The 19,838-nt window shown below is 71.3% G+C and carries 20 protein-coding genes; 12 read left to right on the forward strand and 8 right to left on the reverse strand.

Annotated features, from left to right (window positions below; genetic code table 11):
• Nucleotides 1-75 precede the first annotated feature (75 nt).
• The 5 genes from AC1RNL_RS06180 (at nucleotide 76) to trxA (ending at nucleotide 5,490) form a co-directional block, all read left to right on the forward strand.
• Nucleotides 76-2,067: a DUF6049 family protein gene (locus tag AC1RNL_RS06180; RefSeq protein ID WP_492934734.1), complete on the forward strand. Its 1,992-nt coding sequence runs from the start codon at nucleotides 76-78 to the stop codon at nucleotides 2,065-2,067.
• Nucleotides 2,064-3,713, forward strand: a complete 1,650-nt coding sequence (gene murJ, locus AC1RNL_RS06185) for a murein biosynthesis integral membrane protein MurJ (RefSeq protein ID WP_128189648.1) — start codon at nucleotides 2,064-2,066, stop codon at nucleotides 3,711-3,713. Before AC1RNL_RS06180 ends, murJ begins: the two co-directional genes overlap by 4 nt.
• A gap of 62 nt (nucleotides 3,714-3,775) precedes the next feature.
• Nucleotides 3,776-4,162 (forward strand): hypothetical protein, encoded by a 387-nt coding sequence (locus AC1RNL_RS06190; protein ID WP_246992843.1) that lies wholly within the window; start codon nucleotides 3,776-3,778, stop codon nucleotides 4,160-4,162.
• A 45-nt stretch (nucleotides 4,163-4,207) separates the two neighbouring features.
• Nucleotides 4,208-5,182 carry a thioredoxin-disulfide reductase gene (gene trxB / locus AC1RNL_RS06195; protein ID WP_128189646.1) on the forward strand — a complete coding sequence of 325 codons (975 nt, stop codon included), beginning with the start codon at nucleotides 4,208-4,210 and terminating at the stop codon, nucleotides 5,180-5,182.
• Nucleotides 5,179-5,490 carry a thioredoxin gene (gene trxA / locus AC1RNL_RS06200; RefSeq protein ID WP_128189645.1) on the forward strand — a complete coding sequence of 104 codons (312 nt, stop codon included), beginning with the start codon at nucleotides 5,179-5,181 and terminating at the stop codon, nucleotides 5,488-5,490. The genes trxB and trxA overlap by 4 nt, the downstream gene beginning before the upstream one ends.
• 68 nt (nucleotides 5,491-5,558) lie before the next feature.
• On the opposite strand, the gene AC1RNL_RS06205 is transcribed toward trxA, so the two are convergent.
• The 8 genes from AC1RNL_RS06205 to rpmH all read right to left on the reverse strand — a co-directional run bounded on the left by AC1RNL_RS06205 (nucleotide 5,559) and on the right by rpmH (nucleotide 11,612).
• Entirely contained in the window at nucleotides 5,559-6,596 is a 1,038-nt protein-coding gene (locus tag AC1RNL_RS06205; protein ID WP_246992839.1) for a ParB/RepB/Spo0J family partition protein, read from the reverse strand.
• On the reverse strand, nucleotides 6,593-7,426 hold the full coding sequence (locus tag AC1RNL_RS06210) for a ParA family protein (RefSeq protein ID WP_492934771.1): 834 nt from the start codon (nucleotides 7,424-7,426) through the stop codon (nucleotides 6,593-6,595). The genes AC1RNL_RS06205 and AC1RNL_RS06210 overlap by 4 nt, the downstream gene beginning before the upstream one ends.
• A 1,312-nt stretch (nucleotides 7,427-8,738) precedes the next feature.
• The gene (gene rsmG / locus AC1RNL_RS06215; RefSeq protein ID WP_492934735.1) at nucleotides 8,739-9,389 is read right to left on the reverse strand and encodes a 16S rRNA (guanine(527)-N(7))-methyltransferase RsmG; all 651 of its coding nucleotides are present in this window, start codon (nucleotides 9,387-9,389) and stop codon (nucleotides 8,739-8,741) included.
• A 3-nt stretch (nucleotides 9,390-9,392) separates the two neighbouring features.
• Nucleotides 9,393-9,875: a Jag family protein gene (locus AC1RNL_RS06220; RefSeq protein ID WP_492934736.1), complete on the reverse strand. Its 483-nt coding sequence runs from the start codon at nucleotides 9,873-9,875 to the stop codon at nucleotides 9,393-9,395.
• 1 nt (nucleotide 9,876) lies between these two features.
• On the reverse strand, nucleotides 9,877-10,836 hold the full coding sequence (gene yidC / locus AC1RNL_RS06225; protein WP_128189641.1) for a membrane protein insertase YidC: 960 nt from the start codon (nucleotides 10,834-10,836) through the stop codon (nucleotides 9,877-9,879).
• A gap of 4 nt (nucleotides 10,837-10,840) precedes the next feature.
• Complete coding sequence (yidD, locus tag AC1RNL_RS06230; RefSeq protein WP_128189640.1) at nucleotides 10,841-11,143, reverse strand: membrane protein insertion efficiency factor YidD; 303 nt, start codon at nucleotides 11,141-11,143, stop codon at nucleotides 10,841-10,843.
• Entirely contained in the window at nucleotides 11,140-11,466 is a 327-nt protein-coding gene (gene rnpA, locus AC1RNL_RS06235) for a ribonuclease P protein component (RefSeq protein WP_146354605.1), read from the reverse strand. Before rnpA ends, yidD begins: the two co-directional genes overlap by 4 nt.
• Nucleotides 11,467-11,474: 8 nt before the next feature.
• Nucleotides 11,475-11,612, reverse strand: coding sequence for a 50S ribosomal protein L34 (gene rpmH, locus AC1RNL_RS06240; RefSeq protein WP_071299798.1), 138 nt, complete (start codon nucleotides 11,610-11,612; stop codon nucleotides 11,475-11,477).
• Nucleotides 11,613-11,946: 334 nt separating this feature from the next.
• On the opposite strand from rpmH, the gene dnaA reads away from it, so the two are divergent.
• The 7 genes from dnaA to AC1RNL_RS06275 all read left to right on the forward strand — a co-directional run bounded on the left by dnaA (nucleotide 11,947) and on the right by AC1RNL_RS06275 (nucleotide 19,822).
• Complete coding sequence (dnaA, locus tag AC1RNL_RS06245) at nucleotides 11,947-13,356, forward strand: chromosomal replication initiator protein DnaA (protein ID WP_146354607.1); 1,410 nt, start codon at nucleotides 11,947-11,949, stop codon at nucleotides 13,354-13,356.
• Nucleotides 13,357-13,896: 540 nt separating this feature from the next.
• Nucleotides 13,897-15,039: a DNA polymerase III subunit beta gene (gene dnaN / locus AC1RNL_RS06250; RefSeq protein ID WP_128189637.1), complete on the forward strand. Its 1,143-nt coding sequence runs from the start codon at nucleotides 13,897-13,899 to the stop codon at nucleotides 15,037-15,039.
• A gap of 29 nt (nucleotides 15,040-15,068) precedes the next feature.
• On the forward strand, nucleotides 15,069-15,950 hold the full coding sequence (gnd, locus tag AC1RNL_RS06255; protein WP_146354609.1) for a phosphogluconate dehydrogenase (NAD(+)-dependent, decarboxylating): 882 nt from the start codon (nucleotides 15,069-15,071) through the stop codon (nucleotides 15,948-15,950).
• Nucleotides 15,951-17,045, forward strand: coding sequence for a DNA replication/repair protein RecF (gene recF, locus AC1RNL_RS06260; RefSeq protein ID WP_310123198.1), 1,095 nt, complete (start codon nucleotides 15,951-15,953; stop codon nucleotides 17,043-17,045).
• Nucleotides 17,038-17,532, forward strand: a complete 495-nt coding sequence (locus tag AC1RNL_RS06265) for a DciA family protein (RefSeq protein ID WP_146354611.1) — start codon at nucleotides 17,038-17,040, stop codon at nucleotides 17,530-17,532. Before recF ends, AC1RNL_RS06265 begins: the two co-directional genes overlap by 8 nt.
• A 67-nt stretch (nucleotides 17,533-17,599) precedes the next feature.
• The gene (locus AC1RNL_RS06270; RefSeq protein ID WP_128189633.1) at nucleotides 17,600-18,298 is read left to right on the forward strand and encodes a FadR/GntR family transcriptional regulator; all 699 of its coding nucleotides are present in this window, start codon (nucleotides 17,600-17,602) and stop codon (nucleotides 18,296-18,298) included.
• Between the two features lie 120 nt (nucleotides 18,299-18,418).
• Nucleotides 18,419-19,822 (forward strand): four-carbon acid sugar kinase family protein, encoded by a 1,404-nt coding sequence (locus AC1RNL_RS06275; RefSeq protein WP_492934737.1) that lies wholly within the window; start codon nucleotides 18,419-18,421, stop codon nucleotides 19,820-19,822.
• Nucleotides 19,823-19,838: the final 16 nt, after the last annotated feature.

Here is a 19,838-nt window from a genome sequence, read left to right on the forward strand (position 1 = left end):
CCCCACCCGCGCGGCGGCGGGCGCGGCCGCCGTCGTCGCGCGGGACCCATGGCGGCACTCCCTACACTTGGGCGCATGCTGTCGGCAGGTCGCCTGGCGCGACGGCGCGCGACAGCGTGCGCCGCCGCGGCTGTCGCGACGGCGCTGCTCGCGGCCCCGCTCGCGGCCGCGCCCGAGGCCGGCGCGACCGCCGCGCCGGAGGCGCCGACGCTCATGATCGCGCCGGTCGACCCGCTGCTGAGCGAGGGCGAGAGCCTCGAGGTCACGGTCTCGATCGACAACCCGTCGATGGCCGTGCAGCCCGCGACGACCGTCGACGTGCTGCTCTCCGCCGACCCCATCTCGACCCGCTACACGCTCAGCCGCTGGTTCGAGGGGCAGGCGATCGTCGCGAGCTCTGCGGTCGCGTCGGTCGAGCTGCCCGCGGTCGCGGCGCTCGGGCGCGCGTCGGAGACGGTCACCGTCGATGCCGAGGCCCTGGGCCTCGACGGCGCGACGTGGGGCGCGTACGGGCTCGCGGCATCCGCCCCCTCCCTCTCGGGCGCCACGAGCGTCGTCGTGCGCGACGAGCCGGGCGAGTCGAGCCCCACGCGGCTCGCGCTCGCCGCGCCCATCGACGCGGGCGTCGGCTCGAGCGGCCTGCTCGACGCCGACGAGCTCGAGCGCGCCACCGAGATCGGCGGCGACACCCGCGCCGCGCTCGATGCGGCGCTCGGCGCGGGCGCCACGATCGGCGTCGATCCCGCGATCGGGGCGAGCGCCGAGGCGCTCGGCGACGAGGCCCCCGAGGCCGCGCTCGCCTGGCTCGAGCGCGCCGACCGCGACGACGCCTACGCGCTCGAGTACGCGAACGCCGACCCGATCGCGCAGGTGCGCGCGGGTGCCCACCCGATCGAGCCGCTCGGCATCCCGCGCGAGGGCGCCGACCCGCTGCCCGCCTCGGCCGGCTCCATCGGCACGCGCGAGCCCGTCATCGACGCGACCGCCGCCATCCTGCAGACGGGCGACCTGGCCGAGCTCAGCGCGATCGGCACCGTGGTGCTGTCGGGCGCCAACCTCGACGAGGAGCTCACCGGCAGCACGCCGAGCGCGCTCGTCGACCTCGACGGCGTCGAGGCGCTCGCCGCCGACGCGCAGCTCCAGGAGCTCATCCGCGCCGCGTCGGTCGACGACGAGGCGATGGCGGGGCACGCGCGCGCCCAGGCGATGGCGCTGCTGGCCGTCATCACGCGCGAGCGGCCGAGCGACGCCCGCACGCTCGCCGCGATGCTCCCCGCGAGCTCGCAGGGGTCGTCGGCCGCGATGCTCGCCGACCTCGCCTCCGCCCGCTTCGTGCAGACGGTCGGCATCGACGACGCGCTCGAGCTCGAGCCGCGCGACGCCACGCTCATCGCCCCGACCGACCCGGAGCGGGCCGTCGGGGCGGAGCTCGTGCAGGATGCGCTGGCCCAGGAGGCGGAGGTCGCCCACGTCGCGAGCATCGTCGAGGAGCCCCGCACGCTCCTCGCCGGGCTGCGGCTCGGCCTGCTCGCGGCGCTCCCGGACGCCGGCCGCGCGGTGACGCAGGCCGATCGTGACGCGATCGCCGGCCTCGGCGACGCGATGAGCGACGTGCGCAGCGCGGTGCAGATCCTCCCCGGCAGCACGCTGAACGCCACCGGCCAGAGCGCGCCGCTGCCGATCGCGATCGAGAACCGCCTGGATGTGCCGGTGCAGGTCGTGCTGTCGGTGCGGCCGTCCAACGCGCTCGTCACCGTGCCGCAGTCGCGCGTCGACGTCACCGTCGCCGCCGACAGCCAGGAGCGCGTGCAGGTGCCCATCGAGATCGTCGGCACCGGCACCGTGCTCATGATCGCCCAGCTGCACACCCCCGACGGCGTGCCGCTCGGCCAGCTGCAGACCCTGCGGGTGAACTCGCAGCCGACCATCGAGACCGCGCTCGCCTGGGTGCTGGGCGTCGCGATCGTGCTGCTCATCGCCTCCGGCATCGTCCGCTCGGTGCGCAAGCGCCGCCGCGGCCAGGCGCACGGCGACCTCGACGAGCCGACCCCGGAGGAGACCGCGTGAGCACAGGCAGGGCGAGCGCGATCATCGCGGCCGGGACGATGGTCTCGCGCGTGCTGGGCTTCGTGAAGATGGTGATGCTCGTCGTCGCCATCGGCCAGTCGGCCTCGCTTGCCGGTGAGGCGTTCGGCCTCGCGAACCAGCTGCCGAACAACATCTACGCGCTCGTCGCGGGCGGCGTCATGAGCGCGGTGCTCGTGCCGCAGATCGTGAAGGCGTCGAAGGCCGCCGACGGCGGCGAGGCGTACGTCTCGAAGATCCTCACCCTCGGCGGCTCGGTCTTCCTGCTGCTCGCGGTGCTGGCGACAGCAGCGGCGCCGCTGCTGGTCGAGCTCTACGCGGTGAGCGAGAGCGCCGACGGCGGCGGCTTCAGCGCGGCCCAGATGGCGCTCGCGGTGGGCATCGCGTACTGGTGCATGCCGCAGATCCTCTTCTACGCGATCTACACGCTGCTCGGCGAGATCTACAACGCGCGCGGCCAGTTCGGCCCCTACACATGGGCGCCCGTCGCCAACAACCTCGTCTCGATCGCGGGGCTCGGCGCCTTCATGCTGCTGTTCGGCGGCGAGGAGGTGCACCGCGACCTGGGCGTGTGGGACTGGGACCGCGTGATGGTGCTGGGCCTCGTCACGACCGGCGGCGTGGCGGTGCAGGCGCTCGTGCTCGTGCTGTTCTTCCGCCGGACCGGGCTGCGGTTCCGGCCCGACTTCGGCTGGCGCGGGGTGGGCCTGCGCGCGACCGGCCGCAGCGCGATGTGGCTGTTCGGCATCGTCATCATCGGCCAGATCAAGGGCCTCGTGCAGTCGCGCGTCGCGAGCACCGGCGAGGGCGCCAACATCCTCACGATGCAGAACGCGTGGTACCTCTTCTCGCTGCCGCACTCGATCATCGCCGTCTCGATCGCGATCGCGTACTTCACCCGCATGTCGCACCACGCGAGCGAGCACAACATCGCAGGCATCCGCACCGACCTGTCGAGCGCCCTCCGCGGCGTCGGCATGCTCACCACCATCTCGGCCCTCGTGCTCGCCGTGATCGCCATCCCGTTCGCCCGCCTGCTCGAGCCCACGTACGAGCTCATGCTGGCGATGGCGTGGGTCATCTGGGCGTTCCTGCTCTGCCTGGTCGCCTTCAGCGCCGAGTACGTCATCCAGCGCGTCTTCTTCGCCCTCGGCGACACCCGCACCGCCTTCCTCTACGCGTGCTTCGGCATGTTCGTCACGTTCGCCCTGCTGTGGTGGGCGTCGACGCTCCCGGGCGAGTGGGTGATCGCCGGCACCGCGCTCGCCGTCTCGATCGCCAACCTCGTGTCGTTCGCCATCTGGCTCGTGCTCGTGCGCCGCAAGATCGGCCCCTTCGGGTTCCGGCTGATCGGCATCCGGCACCTCCAGTACCTCGGCTACGGACTCGTCGCCGCAGCGGCCGGCGTGGGCGTCACCTGGGCGCTGGGCGGCTACGTGCCGGGCGGGTTCGGCACGTCGGGCATGCTCGGCAGCGCGCTCACCTGCACCGCCGCGGGCGCCGTCATGGGGATCATCTACTTCGGGCTGCTCTACGTGACCCGCAACCCCGACTTCCGCGCCACGGCCGACATCGTGGTCGGCAAGCTGCGCGGCCGCGGCCGCGACGACGACCCGCAGCCCGCCTGACGCGACGCTGGGCGCGCGCAGAGGCGCGGCCTCTAGCATGGGCGCGGCAGAGGGGGAACGCCATGGCACATCCGCTCATCCGCATCGGCGCGCCGCTCGCCGTCGGCGCGATCGCCGCCGTCGGCGCGATCGTCGGCGCGACGCTGAGCCGCGAGCGGCAGCGGCTCGAGCTCGAGCCGGCCGCGCGGCCGCTCGCGGTCGAGGGCTGGTGGTCGTCGGACGCCTCCTCGTCGCTCGCCCACGCGCATCCGGCCGTGCTCATCGTCGATGCCGACACCGCGCAGCTCGTCGACTCCTGGGATCGCCGCACCCGCAGCCGCGTCGCGCACCCGGTCGTGCGGCGCACGCCCGAGTGGCCGGCGGCGGGGCTGCTCGTCGTCGACGCCGCGACCGGCGACCTGCTGACGGTCGTCGGCGCTCGCGGCGACGCGGGAATGCCCGCGATCTAGACTCGGTTGACCCTGCAGCACCCCCGCAACGACCCAGGAGACGCAGTGCACGACGTCATCATCATCGGCTCCGGCCCCGCCGGATACACCGCCGCGATCTATGCGGCGCGCGCCAACCTGAAGCCGATCGTGCTCGCCTCGAGCGTCGAGATGGGCGGCGACCTCATGACCACGACCGAGGTCGAGAACTTCCCGGGCTTCCCCGAGGGCATCCAGGGCCCCGACCTCATGTTCGCCATGCAGCAGCAGGCCGAACGCTTCGGCGCCGACGTGCGCATGCAGGACGCCACCGAGCTCGAGCTCGACGGCGAGGTCAAGCGCGTCCACGTCGGCGACGAGGTGCTCGAGACGCGCGCGCTGATCTTCGCGACGGGCTCCGCCTACCGCAAGCTCGGCGTCGAGGGCGAGGAGCGGCTCTCCGGCCACGGCGTCTCGTGGTGCGCGACGTGCGACGGCTTCTTCTTCAAGCAGAAGCAGCTCATCGTGGTCGGCGGCGGCGACTCGGCGATGGAGGAGGCCAACTTCCTGACGAAGTTCGCCGACAAGGTCACCATCGTGCACCGCTCCGAGCACTTCCGCGCGAGCGAGGTCATGCTCGAGCGCTCGCGCGCCAACGAGAAGATCGACTTCATCATGAACGCGGTCGTCGAGGAGATCGTGGGCACCGAGTCGAACGGCACCGAGCAGGTGTCGTCGGTCACGCTGCGCGACACGACGTCGGGCCACACGTGGAGCATGCCCATCGACGGCGTCTTCGTCGCGATCGGCTCCGACCCCCGCACGCACCTCGTGCACGGCAAGCTCGACCTCACGACCGAGGGCACGATCGCCGTCGACGGCCGCTCGTCGCGCACCTCGGTCGAGGGCGTCTTCGCCGCGGGCGACGTGATCGATCCCACCTACCGCCAGGCCGTCACGGCCGCCGGGTCCGGCACCGTCGCCGCGCTCGACGCGGAGCACTACCTGGCCGCGCACGCCGTGCCGGCGCTCGTCACCAGCCCTGAGGAGGCAGCACTGTGAAGGAAGTCACCACCGCATCGTTCGAGCAGGATGTCCTGAACGCCGACAAGCCCGTGCTCGTCGACTTCTGGGCGGCCTGGTGCGGCCCGTGCCGCGCGGTCAGCCCCATCCTGGAGCAGATCGACGGCGAGACCGAGAAGCTCGACGTCGTGAAGGTGAACGTCGACCAGGAGCCCGACCTGGCGATGCGCTACAACATCACGTCGATCCCCGCGATGAAGGTCTTCCAGAACGGCGAGGTCGTGAAGGAGCTCATCGGCGCCCGGCCGAAGCCGGCGATCGAGCAGGAGCTCGCAGCCTTCCTGTGAGCAGCGAGACGAGGGCCCCGTGGATGCGTTCCACGGGGCCCTCGTCGTCGGTGCCTGCAGGCGTGCGGTCAGTCTGCCTCGGGATCGAGGCCTCCGCCGAAGCCCCGCTCCCCCAGCTCCGACAGGATGCGGTTGAGGTCGGCGACCGTCGCGAAGTCGATCGTGAGCTGCCCCTTGGCGCGGCCGAGGGCGATGCGCACGCGGGTGTCGAGCCGGTCCTCGAGCCTCGTGGCGATCTCATCGAGGCCGTGCTGCACGGCGCCCCGGGTCGGCGCCTTGCGCGGGCTGCGCGTCTGCACCAGGCCCGCGGCTGCCTCCGCCGCACGAACTGAGAGATCTTCATTGATGATCTTCGCCGCGAGCTGCTCCATCGCCTCGGGCGTCGGCAGCGAGAGGATCGCGCGCGCGTGGCCGGCCGAGAGCACACCGCTCGCGACCCGCGACTGGATCGGCTCGGGCAGCTTCAGCAGCCGGATGGTGTTCGAGATCTGCGGGCGGCTCCGGCCGATGCGGCGCGAGAGCTCCTCCTGCGTGATGGCGAAGTCCTCCATCAGCTGCTGGTAGGCCGAGGCCTCCTCGAGCGGGTTGAGCTGCGCGCGGTGCAGGTTCTCGAGCAGCGCGTCGCGCAGCATCGCGTCATCGGGCGTGTCCTTGATGACCGCCGGGATCGTCTCGAGCCCCGCGCGCTGGCTCGCGCGCCAGCGGCGCTCGCCCATGATGAGCTCGTAGTGCGTGCCGTCGTCGCCGACGGGCACGGGCCGCACGACGATGGGCTGCAGCACGCCGAACTCGCGGATCGAGTGCTCGAGCTCGGCGAGGTCGTCCTCGTCGAAGGTCGTGCGCGGCTGGTTGGCGTTCGGGCGGATGTCCGTGGGCACCACGGCGGCGAAGCTCGCACCGGGGATCTCGAGCAGCGCGTGCTCGTCCTCCTCCCCCGAGAAGAACACGTCGACCGGGCGGCTGCCTGGCTTCGCCGCTCGGCGCGGCCGTCGCGCCGGCGCGGGCTGGCTCGTCTCCTCCGGCTCCGCGGTGTCGGTCGCCGTGGCCGGCGGTCCCGAGGGGATGAGGGCGCCGATGCCGCGCCCGAGCCCTGCCTTCTTGCTCATGCCGCTCCTCTGCGTGCGATCTCTGCTGCCGCTTCCCGGTACGACAGCGCGCCCGGGGAGTTCGGGTCGTAGGCGATGACGGTCTGGCCGTAGCCGGGCGCCTCGGAGACGCGCACCGAGCGCGGGATGACCGCCTCGAGCGTCTGCTCCGGGAAGTGGGAGCGCACCTCGTCGACGACCTGCCGCGAGAGCAGCGTGCGCCCGTCGAACATCGTGAGCAGCACTGTCGACACGTCGAGCTTCGGGTTGAGGTGCGCCTGGATGCGGCCGATGGTGTCGAGCAGCTGCGAGACGCCCTCGAGCGCGTAGTACTCGCACTGGATCGGCAGGAGCACCTCGGTGGCGGCGGTGAAGGCGTTGATCGTGAGGAGCCCGAGCGAGGGCGGGCAATCGATGAAGACGTAGTGGGGCGGCTCCCCCAGGTCACGCAGATGCGCATCCAGCGCCTCGCGGAGCCGGTGCTCGCGCCGCTCCATGCCCGCGAGCTCCAGGTCGGCCCCCGCGAGGTGGATCGTGGACGGGACCACCTGGATGCGGTCGCTCTGAGGGCTGATCGCGATCGCAACCGCGAGCGGCTCGCCGTCGATGAGCACGTCGTAGGTGCTCATCACGTCCGCATGGTGGTCGATGCCGAGCGCCGTCGAGGCGTTGCCCTGGGGATCGAGGTCGAGCACGAGCACGCGAGCGCCGGCCTGCGCGAGTGCTGCGGCGAGGTTGACCGCGGTGGTCGTCTTGCCGACCCCGCCCTTCTGGTTGACGACGGTGAAGATGCGCGTGCGCTTCGGCAGCGGCAGCTCCTGCGCCGAGAGCGCCTGACGGCGCCGGGCCATCGCGGCGAGCTCGCGAGCGATCGGGGTCGTGTCGAACTTTCCCGTGGTCACGCGTGCCTTCCTGATCGATGTTTCACGTGGAACATCGCCGCGCGCGCGACGGGCTCCGGGTGAGAGGTGTGCAAGAACCCCAGTCTGGCGCGTCCAGCCCTGTTCGCCAAGTCGACACCGGCACATCTTGATGGATATTCATAGCCGTTGTCCCCACGCAGTTCTCCACAGGGCTGTGGAAAACACTGTTGCCGTTCGCTGCAGGATGCGCTGACCCTCAGCCGGAGGTCGAGTGCTGAAGACCCGCGTGATTCCGCGGAATACTGGGCCGTCTGCCGTCCGGATGCAGCGCAGGGCCACCTGCGTCCACTGGTAGTTCTCCACAGTTCTCCACAGTCCACGACCGGTGCCCGTGCCGTAGGTCGGCTCGATCCCGGGCGGTGGGACGACCTCGTCTCGATGGCGGGGCGCGTAGCTCGGTTCGTCGCAGTGCGCGGGCTGGTGATGTTTCACGTGGAACATCGCGAGTGCACCGCTGCGCGATTCGCAGGTGTCTGCTGCGCTTCGAACTCTCTGCAGCAGCTTCACGCGTCAGGCCGTCTTTGTTCGGCCCCGAGAGACGCGGGGACCGTGGCACGCTCTGCACCCTCCGCGAAGTCGCCGGCATCCGGGCTCCCACCAGATGCGCAAGGCCGGGCAGGCGATGTTCCACGTGAAACACTGCCCCGCGCAGGATTGCGCGGCGCGAGCACGAGGGGGTCCACAAGCAACCTGCACGGCGCTTCGCCACGAAACGTCGGGGACGTGCATGGCTCACATTTGCAGGTTGGAGCGCCGCGGGCGACGCAGGCGACGCAGGCGCAGCTCTCGAGATCAAAGTCCTTCCGATGCCAGTGCGTTTCAAAACGGATGCCGCCGGCACAACCTCTGGTTCCCCTGGGCGATGTCTTCCACCGCCGCGGAGCCCCAAGCTCGCCCGCGACCCATGGCCGCGCGAGCCCGGAGCGACGTTTCACGTGAAACACGGCGCCCACCGGGCGCGCACGAGGTCGCGATGTTCCACGTGAAACGCTCGCCAGCGACCCCAGGGGTGAAGGCCGCACGCAGAGCCGACAGGGCGAAGCACCAGCATGCGTCCGCGCGAGCGTCCGTCGAAGCAGGCGGCCCCATCTGCACGGCCCAGCCACTGCACCCAGTGGGCGTGTACGCCGCCTCGGCCCGCCGGGCGCCCCATCACCTCGAGCACACGGACCGACCCGCTGCAGGCGCGCGCTGCAGCCCGCCACGGCGGGACCGCGATCCCGCAACCGCGGGACTGGCGCTACGGGTCGACGGTCGCGCGGATGACGCGCGTGATGTCGACGCCGACGTCAGCGCCGAGCTCGAGCACCTCGACGTCGTGCAGCCGGTGCTTGCGGATCGCCTTCTGCGCCGCAGCGATCTCGTCCTGGGCGCGGCCGCCCTTCAGCAGCAGCAGCTGCCCGCCGCTGCGCACCAGGGGAGCGGTGAGCGGGATGAGGGAGCGGAGCGCCGAGACCGCACGCGCGGTCACCTGGTCGAGCGGGGCGAGGCGCCCGCTCCCAGGCAGCTCCTCGGCACGGGCGCGGAGCACGGTCACGTTGTCGAGGCCCATGCGATCGACCTCGGCCTGCAACCACTCGGTGCGTCGCTCCATCGGCTCGATGAGCGTGAGCTCCACGTCGGGCCGCGCGATCGCCAGCACGAGGCCAGGCAGCCCGCCACCGGAGCCGACGTCGCCGACGCGGCCGCGCAGCAGCGGGGCAAGCAGCGCAGAATTGAGGATATGTCGAGTCCACAGCTGCGGTAGCTCGCGGGGGCCGATCAGGCCGAGCGTCTCGCCGTGCCGGGCGAGCGAGTCGGTGTACGAGCGGGCGAGCTCGATGCGATCGCCGAACACGGCCGCCGCGACGGCGGGCTCGGCCTCGGGCAGCGGGGGAGTGGCGTCAGCCATCGGTCACGCAGGCAGCACGACGATGTGCCGGTCGGCACCCTCGCCCTGGGACTCGCTCGTGAGCCCGTGCTCGCGCACCAGGTCGTGCACCAGCTTGCGCTCGTACGACGACATCGGCTCGAGCGCGACGCGGTCGGCGCCCTCGGCGATCTTCCCGGCCGCTGCATCCACGACCCGCTGCAGCTGCTCCGCGCGCGCATCCCTTGAGCCGGCCACGTCGAGCACGAGCCTCGAGAACTCGCCGGTCTGCTGCTGCACCGCGAGCCGGGTGAGCTCCTGGAGCGCTGCGACGACCTCTGGGCGCGACAGCTGGCCGAAGTCGTCGCCGGACTCGCCCACGACGATCGTCGTGCGCGTCTCGCTCTGCTCGATCTCGATGTCGCCGTCGAGATCGGCGATGTCGAGGAGGCCCTCGATGTAGTCGGCGGCGATCTCGCCCTCGTCGACCTGGTCGTCGGCGTCCACAGCCGCACCCTGCTCGGTCATGTCAGTCCTCTCGGCGCGACTTGGGTCGCTTCGCGCGCGGCTGCTGCCGCTGGGTCTTGAGCTCGACCGACGGCTCCTCAGCCGCGGTCGCCTCGTCGATCGGAGGCAGGCCCATCCGCTGGCGCTTGCGGGCGAGGCGCGCCTCGCGGGCGAGCGCGGCCTCGGAGCCGGGCGTCGGCAGCTTGTTGATGATGATGAGCTGCTGCACGAGCGTGTAGATGTTCGAGACGAGCCAGTAGAACATCGTGCCGAGCGGGAAGAGCCACGCCGACACGAGCAGGAAGACGGGGATGATGTACAGCAGGATCCGCTGCTGCTTGTACATCGGGGACTCCTTCATCGCGGGAGTCTGGTTCTTCGTCATGATCTGCAGCTGCGTGTAGAACTGCGTGACGACCATGATGAGCGTCAGGAGGATCGCCACCCCGATGACCGGGAGGCTGCCCTCGGCGAAGCCGTCGGCCATCGTCATGTGCAGCGGCACCACGCCGAAGAGCGTCGACTCGCTGAAGAGCGTCGCGAGGCGCTCGGTCAGGAGCCCGACGCCCGGCATGCGGTTGTTGGCGTCGGTGAGCACCTGCACCAGGCCGAGGAAGATCGGCATCTGGATGAGCAGGGGGAGGCACGAGGCGAACGGATTCGTTCCGGCCTTGCGGTAGGCCTCCATCGTCTCGCGCTGCATCGCCTCGCGGGAGAACTGATCCTTCTTGCCCTTGTACTTCTTCTGGATGCGCTGGATCTCGGGCTGGATCTCGAGCGACTTGCGCGACGACACGATCTGCCGCACCGTCAGCGGGATCATCGCGCTGCGGATGACCAGCACGAGCCCGACGATCGACAGCACCCACGTGAGGCCGGACCCCGGGTCGCCGCCGAGCGCGGTCACGAGCGTGTGGAATCCGACCAGGATCGCCTCGATGACCCACTTGATGGGCCACATCAGCAGGGCGAAGATGTCCAAGCTGTCACTGCTCCTTGTGAGCGAGGACGAACCCCGCCCGAGTCGTTGCGAGCCGCGGGTGCGGCTCTGGGATGTCGTCAACCCCGCCGGCCGCCCACGGGTGGCAGCGGAGGATGCGTCGAGCGCCCAACCAGATGCCGCGCACGACCCCGTGCTGCTGGATGGCCTGCAGGGTGTAGCTCGAGCAGCTGGGGTAGTAGCGGCACACGTCGCCGTAGAGCGGTGAGATCACCGCGCGGTAGGCGACGAGGATCGCGACGCAGATGTTGCGGGGCAGCAGCCTCAGCCTCTGCAGGCTCCGACTCATGACCGACGCACCAGCAGCGGCACGATGTCGGCCCTCAGTCTAGCGAAGTCGGCATCGGCGGCGGCAGGCAGGGCCCGGATGACGATGTCGGCCTGCTCGATCGCCGGCAGCTCGGCGCGCACGATCTCGCTCAGCCGTCGGCGCACCCGGTTGCGTACCACCGCGTTGCCCACCTGCTTGGACACGATGAACCCGAAGCGGCTGACTGCCGCTTCGGGCTTCGCACGGTGCACCACCGCGACCTGGCAGCCCGCGCGGCGACCAGAGCGCACGATGCGACGGAAGTCGTCGCCGCGCACGATCCGGTTCGCCTTCGCGAGCACCTCGAGCGCTACGCCGAGAGCTCGGTGCGCCCCTTGGCGCGGCGGGCGGCCAGGATGGCGCGGCCCGCGCGGGTGCGCATGCGGAGGCGGAAGCCGTGCTTCTTGGCGCGGCGGCGGTTGTTCGGCTGGAACGTGCGCTTGCTCATGATGGATCTCCCGGTGTCCGGCGCGTGCGCGCCGCAAGTCGTGGCGGTCGAGCCGTCGGGCTCGACGATGTGCCGCAGACTCGTGCGGCAACCTGACAACCATACGCGAGGAGCGGCTCCCGGTCAACGGCGCCGGCCCGCGTTTCCCGCCACGCCGCCCGCGCTGCGATGGGACTTGCACGGCGTCCGCTATGCGTGCAGACTCTATGAATCCGCGCCGCGGCAGGTGCCCGGGGAGCACCGCAGCCCGCGGACGACTCGTGCACAGCACCTGTGGATAATGGTGTGGAATCGCATCCGCACCAACGATCCCACGCGAAGGAACCGCATCCCGATGGCCCCGGACGAACGCACCGGACAGCTCTGGTCCTCCGTCCTGTCGACCCTTGTCGGCGATGCCCGGATTCCCCCGTCGTTGCGCGGATTCCTCGATCTCGTCGAGCCGCAGGGCGTGATGGGCGGCGACCTCTACCTCGAGGTGCCGAACGATCTCACGCGCGACATGCTCGAGCAGCGCCTCCGGCTCCCGATCACCGAGGCGCTTGTGGACAACGCTGTGGAGATCTCGTCGTTCAAGATCGTCGTGAACCCGCAGCTCGAGCACGAGGAGCCCCTCCCGGACGTCATCGACGACCCCGCCTCCGAGCCGGTCGTCGCACCCGTCGCGAGCTACGAGCGGGAGCCGTCCGAGATGTCGTCGCGTCGCGGCGACTCGCGCCTCAACCCCAAGTACGTCTTCGACAACTTCGTCATCGGCGGCTCGAACCGCTTCGCGCATGCCGCGGCCCTCGCCGTCGCCGAGACGCCGGCCAAGGCCTACAACCCGCTGTTCATCTACGGCGACTCCGGCCTCGGCAAGACGCACCTGCTCCACGCCATCGGCCACTACGCCGAGGGCATGTACCCGGGCATCCGCGTCCGGTACGTGTCGAGCGAGGAGTTCACGAACGACTTCATCAACTCGATCGCCAACAACCTCAACCAGTCGTTCCAGCAGCGCTACCGCGACGTCGACGTGCTGCTCATCGACGACATCCAGTTCCTGAAGGGCAAGGAGTCGACGCAGGAGGCGTTCTTCCACACCTTCAACACGCTGCACGACCACAACAAGCAGGTCGTCATCACCTCGGATGTCGCGCCGAAGCACCTCCAGGGCTTCGAGGAGCGCATGGTGAGCCGCTTCGAGTGGGGCCTCATCACCGACGTGACGGTGCCCGACGTCGAGACCAGGATCGCGATCCTGCGCAAGAAGGCGGAGGCGGAGCGGATCCAGATCCCCGCCGAGGTGCTGTCGGTCATCGCCGACAAGGTGCAGTCGAACATCCGCGAGCTCGAGGGCACCCTCATCCGCGTCACCGCGTTCGCGAGCCTCAACCGGCTGCCCGTGACGATGGACCTCGCGCAGACGGTGCTGAAAGACCTCTTCTCCTTCGACGAGGAGGCGGTGGTGTCCCCGAGCGACATCATCAGCCACACCGCCGCGTACTTCCGGCTCAGCGTCGACGACCTGCACGGCTCCTCCCGCTCGCAGACCATCGCGCTCGCGCGCCAGATCGCCATGTACCTGTGCCGCGAGATGACGAGCATGTCGCTGCCGAAGATCGGGCAGCTGTTCGGCAACCGCGACCACACCACCGTGATGTACGCGAACAAGAAGATCGAGAAGCTCATGCAGGAGCGCCGCTCGGTCTACACGCAGGTGACGGAGCTCACCTCGCGGATCCGGCAACGGGCTGGCGCGTAGGGGGCTCTTCGGGGTCTGGGGCTCAACTCTGGGCTCATGAGACTGCTGCCTGTTGCAGCAGTGAGGTCTCGTGACGCGGGCGGCTTCGCCGCGCGCTCCTCGACCTTGCGGCCTCCGCGCGCAAGGCCCTCGGCCTTGTGCGCTGCGGCCGCAACCCTCAACGTGCACTTCATGTGATGCGGGTGTGGACGCGCTCGGCGCGCCTGTGGACAGATCGGCCCGGTCCTGTGGACGGCGCCCCTGGGCGCATCCGTCGTCGTCCACCGATCGCACATCGGCGCCCACAGCGGCTCAACATCTTGCACGGTTGTAGTTCCCGCCCATCGAGCCGCGAGGACGTGAAGGATCCACAGGTTGCACAGCGGTTATGAATGACAGGGTTCATGAGAAGAGGATCCGGCGAGTCGCCAACCATGAGCGGCCGGTGCCTGCAGACGACAGGAACCGCGATCTCGAGCCTGTGCCAGAATCGACAGCGCCGTGCGCTCCCTGCAGCTCGGACCGTCTCGCAGCGCCGCCGGCGCCCAAGGAGGACTCCCAGTGAAGTTCGTCATCAATCGCGATGTCTTCAGCGATGCCGTGTCGTTCGCCGTGAAGCTGCTCCCGCAGCGGCCCACGATGCCGATCCTCAGCGGCGTGCGCATCGAGTCCACCTCCGAGGGCGTCGTCTTCTCGTCGTTCGACTTCGAGTCCTCCGCTCGCACCACGGTGTCGGCGGATGTCGAGGGCGAGGGCGTCGTGCTCGTCTCCGGCCGGCTGCTGAGCGACATCGCCGCGAAGCTGCCGCAGCGCGAGGTGCGCGTCGAGGACGACGGCACCAAGGTGACGGTGCGCTGCGGCAACGCGCAGTTCTCGCTCGCCAAGATGCCGCTCGAGGAGTACCCGACCGTGCCGACGGTCGAGGGCCGCACGGGTGTCGTCGAGGGCAAGGCCTTCGCCGAGGCGATCTCGCAGGTCGCCATCTCGGCATCTCGCGAGGACGTCACGCCCGTCATCACGGGTGTGCAGCTCGAGGCGACCGACCACACGCTCACGCTCATCGCGACCGACCGCTACCGCGTCTCGGTGCGCTCGATCCAGTGGGACGCCGGCGACGCGACCGAGGCGATCACGTCGCTCGTCCCCGCCCGCACCCTCGTCGAGGTCGGCCGCACGTTCGGCGGCGCCGAGCGCATCGAGATCACCATGAGCGAGGCGGGGGAGCGGCAGCAGATCGCCTTCTCGACCGCCGACCGCACCGTGACGAGCCTGCTCATCAAGGGCAACTACCCGCCGGTGCGCCGCCTGTTCCCCGAGCAGACCGACCACCACGCCGTGGTCAGCACCTCCGAGCTCGTCGACGCCACGCGCCGCGTGCAGCTCGTGCTCGACGCCGAGGCGGCGATCCGCTACACGTTCAGCGAGGGCCAGGTGCAGCTCGAGGCGATCGGCTCCGAGCAGGCGCAGGCGACCGAGACGATCGACGCGGTGCTCGAGGGCGACGACATCGTGCTCTCGATCAAGCCGCAGCTGCTGATCGACGGCATCCAGGCGACGCACTCCGAGTTCGTGCGCGTCTCGTTCACGCACTCCGAGAACACCAACAAGCCCGGCCCCATGCTCATCCGCGGCCAGACGTCGCGCGACGACGCCGAGGCGACCGACTTCAAGTACCTGCTGCAGCCCAACCTGCTGCTGCGCTGACCGGCACCGCCGGACGAGGGAGCGTCATCATGCACATCGGCCTGATCGGACTCGGCAAGATGGGCGGCAACATGCGCACCCGCCTGCGCGCCGCCGGCATCGAGGTGACCGGCTACGACCGCAACCCCGAGGTCACCGACGTCACGACCGTCGACGAGCTGATCGCGGCGCTCCCGACCCCGCGCATCGTGTGGGCCATGGTGCCCGCGGGCGAGATCACGGATGCGGTGGTCACCGAGCTGGGCGAGAAGCTGTCGGCGGGCGACCTCGTCATCGACGGCGGCAACTCCCGCTTCACCGAGGACGAGCGGCATGCCGCGCAGCTCGCCGAGCGCGGCGTGCGCTTCGTCGACGTCGGCGTCTCGGGCGGCATCTGGGGGCTCGAGAACGGCTACGGCCTCATGGTCGGCGGCGAGCGGGCCGACGTCGAGGAGCTCATGCCGGTCTTCGACGCGCTGCGGCCCGAGGGCCCGCGCGAGGAGGGCTTCGTGCACGCCGGACCCACGGGCGCGGGCCACTACGTGAAGATGGTGCACAACGGCATCGAGTACGGCCTCATGCAGGCCTACGCCGAGGGCTTCGAGCTGCTCGAGCGCAAAGAGCTCGTGCACGACGTCGCCGGCAGCTTCAAGGCGTGGCAGCGCGGCACGGTCGTGCGGTCGTGGCTCCTCGACCTCATGGTGCGCGCGCTCGATGAGGACGACGACCTCTCCGAGATCGAGGGCTACGTCGACGACTCTGGCGAGGGCCGCTGGACGGTGGAGGAGGCGATCGCGAACGCGGTGCCGATGCCCGCCATCGCCGCGTCGCTCTTCGCGCGCTTCGAGTCCCGCCAGGACGACAGCCCCGCCATGAAGGCGGTCGCCGCGCTCCGCAACCAGTTCGGCGGCCACTCGGTCAAGAAGGCCTAGGTGCGCGTCAGCCGACTCGCGCTGACCGACTTCCGCAACTACGAGGCGGCGGATGTCGCCTTCGAGCCCGGCGCCAACCTGCTGGTCGGCCGCAACGGCCAGGGCAAGACCAACATGGTGGAGTCGCTGGTCTGGATCGCGACCGGCTCCAGCCACCGCGTCCCGACCGACGTGGCCCTCATCCGGGCCGGCGAGCAGCGCGCGATCGTGCGCTGCACGGTGACGAACGACGAGCGCAGCTTCCAGCTCGACGTCGAGCTCAACGCCCGAGGTGCCAACCGCGCGCAGGCCAACGGGCAGTCGGTGCGCATCCGCGACCTGCCCCGCTACCTGCAGGCGGTGCTCTTCAGCCCCGAGGATCTGCAGCTCGTGCGCGCCGATCCCGCCGGGCGCCGGCGCTTCCTCGACGAGCTCTCGGTCATGCGCGCGCCGCGCCTCGCCGGCGTGCACAGCGACCTCGACCGGGTGCTCAAGCAGCGCAACTCGCTGCTGAAGAGCGCTCGCGCCGCGCGGCTGCGGCCCGACGACCTCTCGACGCTCGAGGTGTGGGACGGCCGGCTCGTCGAGCTCGGCCTCGAGGTGCTGCGCACCCGGCAGGCGCTCGTCGCCGACCTCGCCCCGCACGTCGACGCCGCCTACCGGCTCGTCGCTGGGGACGAGCACGAGGCGCGCATCGCGCTCGTCACCAACGTGCCCGACTCGGCCGACGCGTTCCACGCGCTGCTCGCCGAGCGGCGCCGCGACGAGCTCGACCGCGGCGTGAGCCTCGTGGGGCCGCACCGCGACGACCTCGAGCTGCAGCTCAACGACCTGCTTGCCCGCCACTACGCGAGCCACGGCGAGTCGTGGTCGTTCGCCCTCGCGCTGCGCCTCGCGTCGGCCGAGCTGCTGCGCGACGGCTCGGGCGGCGACCCGGTGATGATCCTCGACGACGTCTTCGCCGAGCTCGACGCGGGCCGGCGGCAGCGCCTCGCCGAGGCGGCCGGCGGCTTCGAGCAGGTGCTCATCACCGCCGCCGTCGAGGACGACGTGCCCGAGGCGCTCCGCCACCACCGCATCCGCATCGACCGGGGCACGGTGGTCGAGGATGCGTGAGCTCGCGCAGAGCGAGCCGGAGCGCGTGTGGCTGCGGCTCAAGGCCAAGTTCGGCGACCCCGAGCTCGTCTCGCGCGACGGCCGCCGCCGCTCGCGCCGGGACCCGGATGCGTCGGTGCCGTTCGGCAAGGGCCGCGACCCGCACGCGCTCGGCGACGTGCTGGGCGGCTTCGCCGCCGACCGCGGCTGGACGGCGACGCTCGCGCGCGCCGACGTGATGGCCCACTGGCCGGAGCTCGTGGGGGAGGAGAACGCCGGCCGCACCGAGCCGGTCTCCTTCGACGACGGCGTGCTGACGGTGCGGTGCGCGTCGACCGCCTGGACCATGCAGATGCGGATCCTGCGCGCGGAGACGACCACCCGCATCCTCGCCCGCTTCCCCGAGTGCGGCCTCGAGTCGGTGCGCTTCATCGGGCCCGACCTGCCGAGCTTCTCGCGCGGCCGCCGGTCGGTGCCGGGGCGCGGCCCGCGCGACACCTGGGGGTAGCGGGCTCGCGGGATCCCCGGGGCCGTCGGGATACGCTGTCTGACACCTGATCCGGGGAAGGACTCGCATGCCACGGCCATCGCGCACCCACGACGCCGTCGACCAGCTGCTCGACGCGATCATCGCCGGCCGGCTCACCGCGGGCGAGCGGCTCCCGCCGGAGGGCCAGCTGGCGACCGAGTTCGGCGTCTCGCGGCTCACGATGCGCGAGGCCGTGCGGCTGCTGCAGGCGCAGGGCGTCATCGTGCAGGTGCCGGGCAGCCGGCACCGCATCGCGCCGGTGTCGGAGTGGACCGGCATGGATGCGGTGGTGCGGCACGCGCGCAGCGCAGGCCAGCGCCGCACGTCGTCGCTCGAGCTGCTCGAGGTGCGCATGATGATCGAGAGCGGCGCCGCGCAGCTCGCCGCCGAGCGCCGCACCGGTGCGCACCTGGCCGAGCTCGAGGACGCCCTCGCGCGCATGGAGCAGCACCACGAGGCGGGCGAGCTCGACGCCTTCGTCGCCGCCGACCTCGAGTTCCACGACGTCGTGCTGCACGCGGCCGACAACCGCATCCTCGTCGCGGCGCTCCTGCCGCTCACCTCGATGCTCACCGAGACGCGCGCCGAGACGAGCCAGGTGCCCGAGATCCGGCAGCACGCGATCGACGAGCACCGCAAGGTGCTCGAAGCCATCCGCGCCGGCGTGCCGTCGGCGGCGCGCGAGGCGATGGCGAGCCACATGGTGCAGACGCGCGACGACCTGCTCTCGCTCGTCCTCGACTGACCGACGGGCGGCCTCCGACACTCCGGGCCGGAGTTGACACGGCGCGCCGTCGTCCTCAAACATGTCTGATATCTGATCTGCGCACGCCGTCGCGCCGATCCCGCGGACGAGGGAGTTCACGTGCACATCGACGACCTGCTGGCCGAGCTGCCGGCCCCGCTCTCGATCCCGGCCGCCGACGTCGCGGCCGCCCGCAGCGATGACCTCGTGCTCGTCGTCCTCGACGACGACCCCACCGGCACCCAGTCGGTCGCCGGGCTGCCGGTGCTCACGCGCTGGGAGGCCGACGACCTCGACTGGGCGCTCGCGCAGGGCGCCCCGGCGGTCTACGTGCTGACGAACACGCGCTCGCTCAGCGAGCACGACGCCGCGCGCCGCAACCGCGAGGTCGTCGCCGTCGCGATCGCCGCCGCCGAGCGCGCGGGCCTGCGGGTCTCGTTCGTGAGCCGCAGCGACTCGACCCTGCGCGGCCACTTCCCGCTCGAGACCGATGTGCTGCGCGCCGCGGCCGCCGAGCACGGGGGAGCGGCGCCGCACCTGACCGTGCTCGTGCCGGCCTTCCCCGACTCCGGCCGCATCACGGTCGACGCCGTGCACTACTGGGTCGTCGACGGCGAGGCCACGCCGGTGGGCGAGACGCCGTTCGCGGCCGACGCCACCTTCGGCTACCGCTCCTCCGACCTGCGCGACTGGGTGGAGGAGAAGACCGACGGCCGCATCCGCCGCGACGACGTCGCCGCGCTCACGCTCGGCATCATCCGCGCCGGCACCGACGCGGTCGTGTCGTTCCTCCGCGCCCTGCCCGTCGGCGCGGTCGTCGTCGTCGACGCGGTCGACGAGCACGACATGCGCCAGGTCGCGCTCGCGCTCCACGCGCTCGACCGCGAGGGCGTCACGGCGCTGCTGCGCATCGGGCCGCCGTACCTCCGCGCGCACATCGGCCAGGAGATCGCCGAGCCCGTCACCGCCGACCGCATCGACTTCGCCCACGAGCGCGGCGGGCTCGTGGTCGTGGGCAGCCACGTGCCGCTCACCACCGCGCAGCTCGACGCGCTGCTCGCCGACCGCCCCGGCACCGCCACGGTCGAGCTCGACGTGCGCGCGCTCATCGACGACCGGCGCGAGCAGCACCTCGAGGAGCAGGCGGATGCGGTGGCCCGCGCCGTCGCGTCGGGCTCGGTCATCGTGCACACGAGCCGCGAGCTCGTCACCGGCCGCGACGGCGAGGAGAGCCTCGAGATCGCCCGCCGCGTCTCCTCCGGCCTCGTCGAGCTCGTCGCCCGCGTGCTCGAGCTCGCGCCGCCGCGCTTCGTCATCGCGAAGGGCGGCATCACCTCGAGCGACGTCGCATCCGAGGCGCTGCAGATCCGCCGGGCCCAGGTCGTCGGCCCGATGCTGCCCGGCATCGTCTCGCTCTGGCAGCCGCAGGTCGGCCCCGCCGTCGGCATCCCCTACGTCGTCTTCGCCGGCAACGTCGGCGAGACCGCATCGCTCGCGCGCGTGGTCCGCACGCTCGCCGACTGACCGACGCCCGGCCGCA

This window comes from Agrococcus sp. GW821-FHT14H11 (assembly GCF_058803545.1).

Bases quoted from the DNA above. Each gene is read 5' to 3' on its own strand.
- AC1RNL_RS06265 (WP_146354611.1), top strand. From the start codon at position 17,038: ATGCGTGAGCTCGCGCAGAGCGAGCCGGAGCGCGTGTGGCTGCGGCTC.
- AC1RNL_RS06190 (WP_246992843.1), top strand. From the start codon at position 3,776: ATGGCACATCCGCTCATCCGCATCGGCGCGCCGCTCGCCGTCGGCGCG.
- AC1RNL_RS06205 (WP_246992839.1), bottom strand. From the start codon at position 6,596: ATGAGCAAGAAGGCAGGGCTCGGGCGCGGCATCGGCGCCCTCATCCCC.
- rpmH (WP_071299798.1), bottom strand. From the start codon at position 11,612: ATGAGCAAGCGCACGTTCCAGCCGAACAACCGCCGCCGCGCCAAGAAG.
- yidD (WP_128189640.1), bottom strand. From the start codon at position 11,143: ATGAGTCGGAGCCTGCAGAGGCTGAGGCTGCTGCCCCGCAACATCTGC.
- AC1RNL_RS06270 (WP_128189633.1), top strand. From the start codon at position 17,600: ATGCCACGGCCATCGCGCACCCACGACGCCGTCGACCAGCTGCTCGAC.
- rsmG (WP_492934735.1), bottom strand. From the start codon at position 9,389: ATGGCTGACGCCACTCCCCCGCTGCCCGAGGCCGAGCCCGCCGTCGCG.
- AC1RNL_RS06180 (WP_492934734.1), top strand. From the start codon at position 76: ATGCTGTCGGCAGGTCGCCTGGCGCGACGGCGCGCGACAGCGTGCGCC.
- gnd (WP_146354609.1), top strand. From the start codon at position 15,069: ATGCACATCGGCCTGATCGGACTCGGCAAGATGGGCGGCAACATGCGC.
- AC1RNL_RS06220 (WP_492934736.1), bottom strand. From the start codon at position 9,875: ATGACCGAGCAGGGTGCGGCTGTGGACGCCGACGACCAGGTCGACGAG.
- AC1RNL_RS06210 (WP_492934771.1), bottom strand. From the start codon at position 7,426: ATGGCCCGGCGCCGTCAGGCGCTCTCGGCGCAGGAGCTGCCGCTGCCG.
- dnaA (WP_146354607.1), top strand. From the start codon at position 11,947: ATGGCCCCGGACGAACGCACCGGACAGCTCTGGTCCTCCGTCCTGTCG.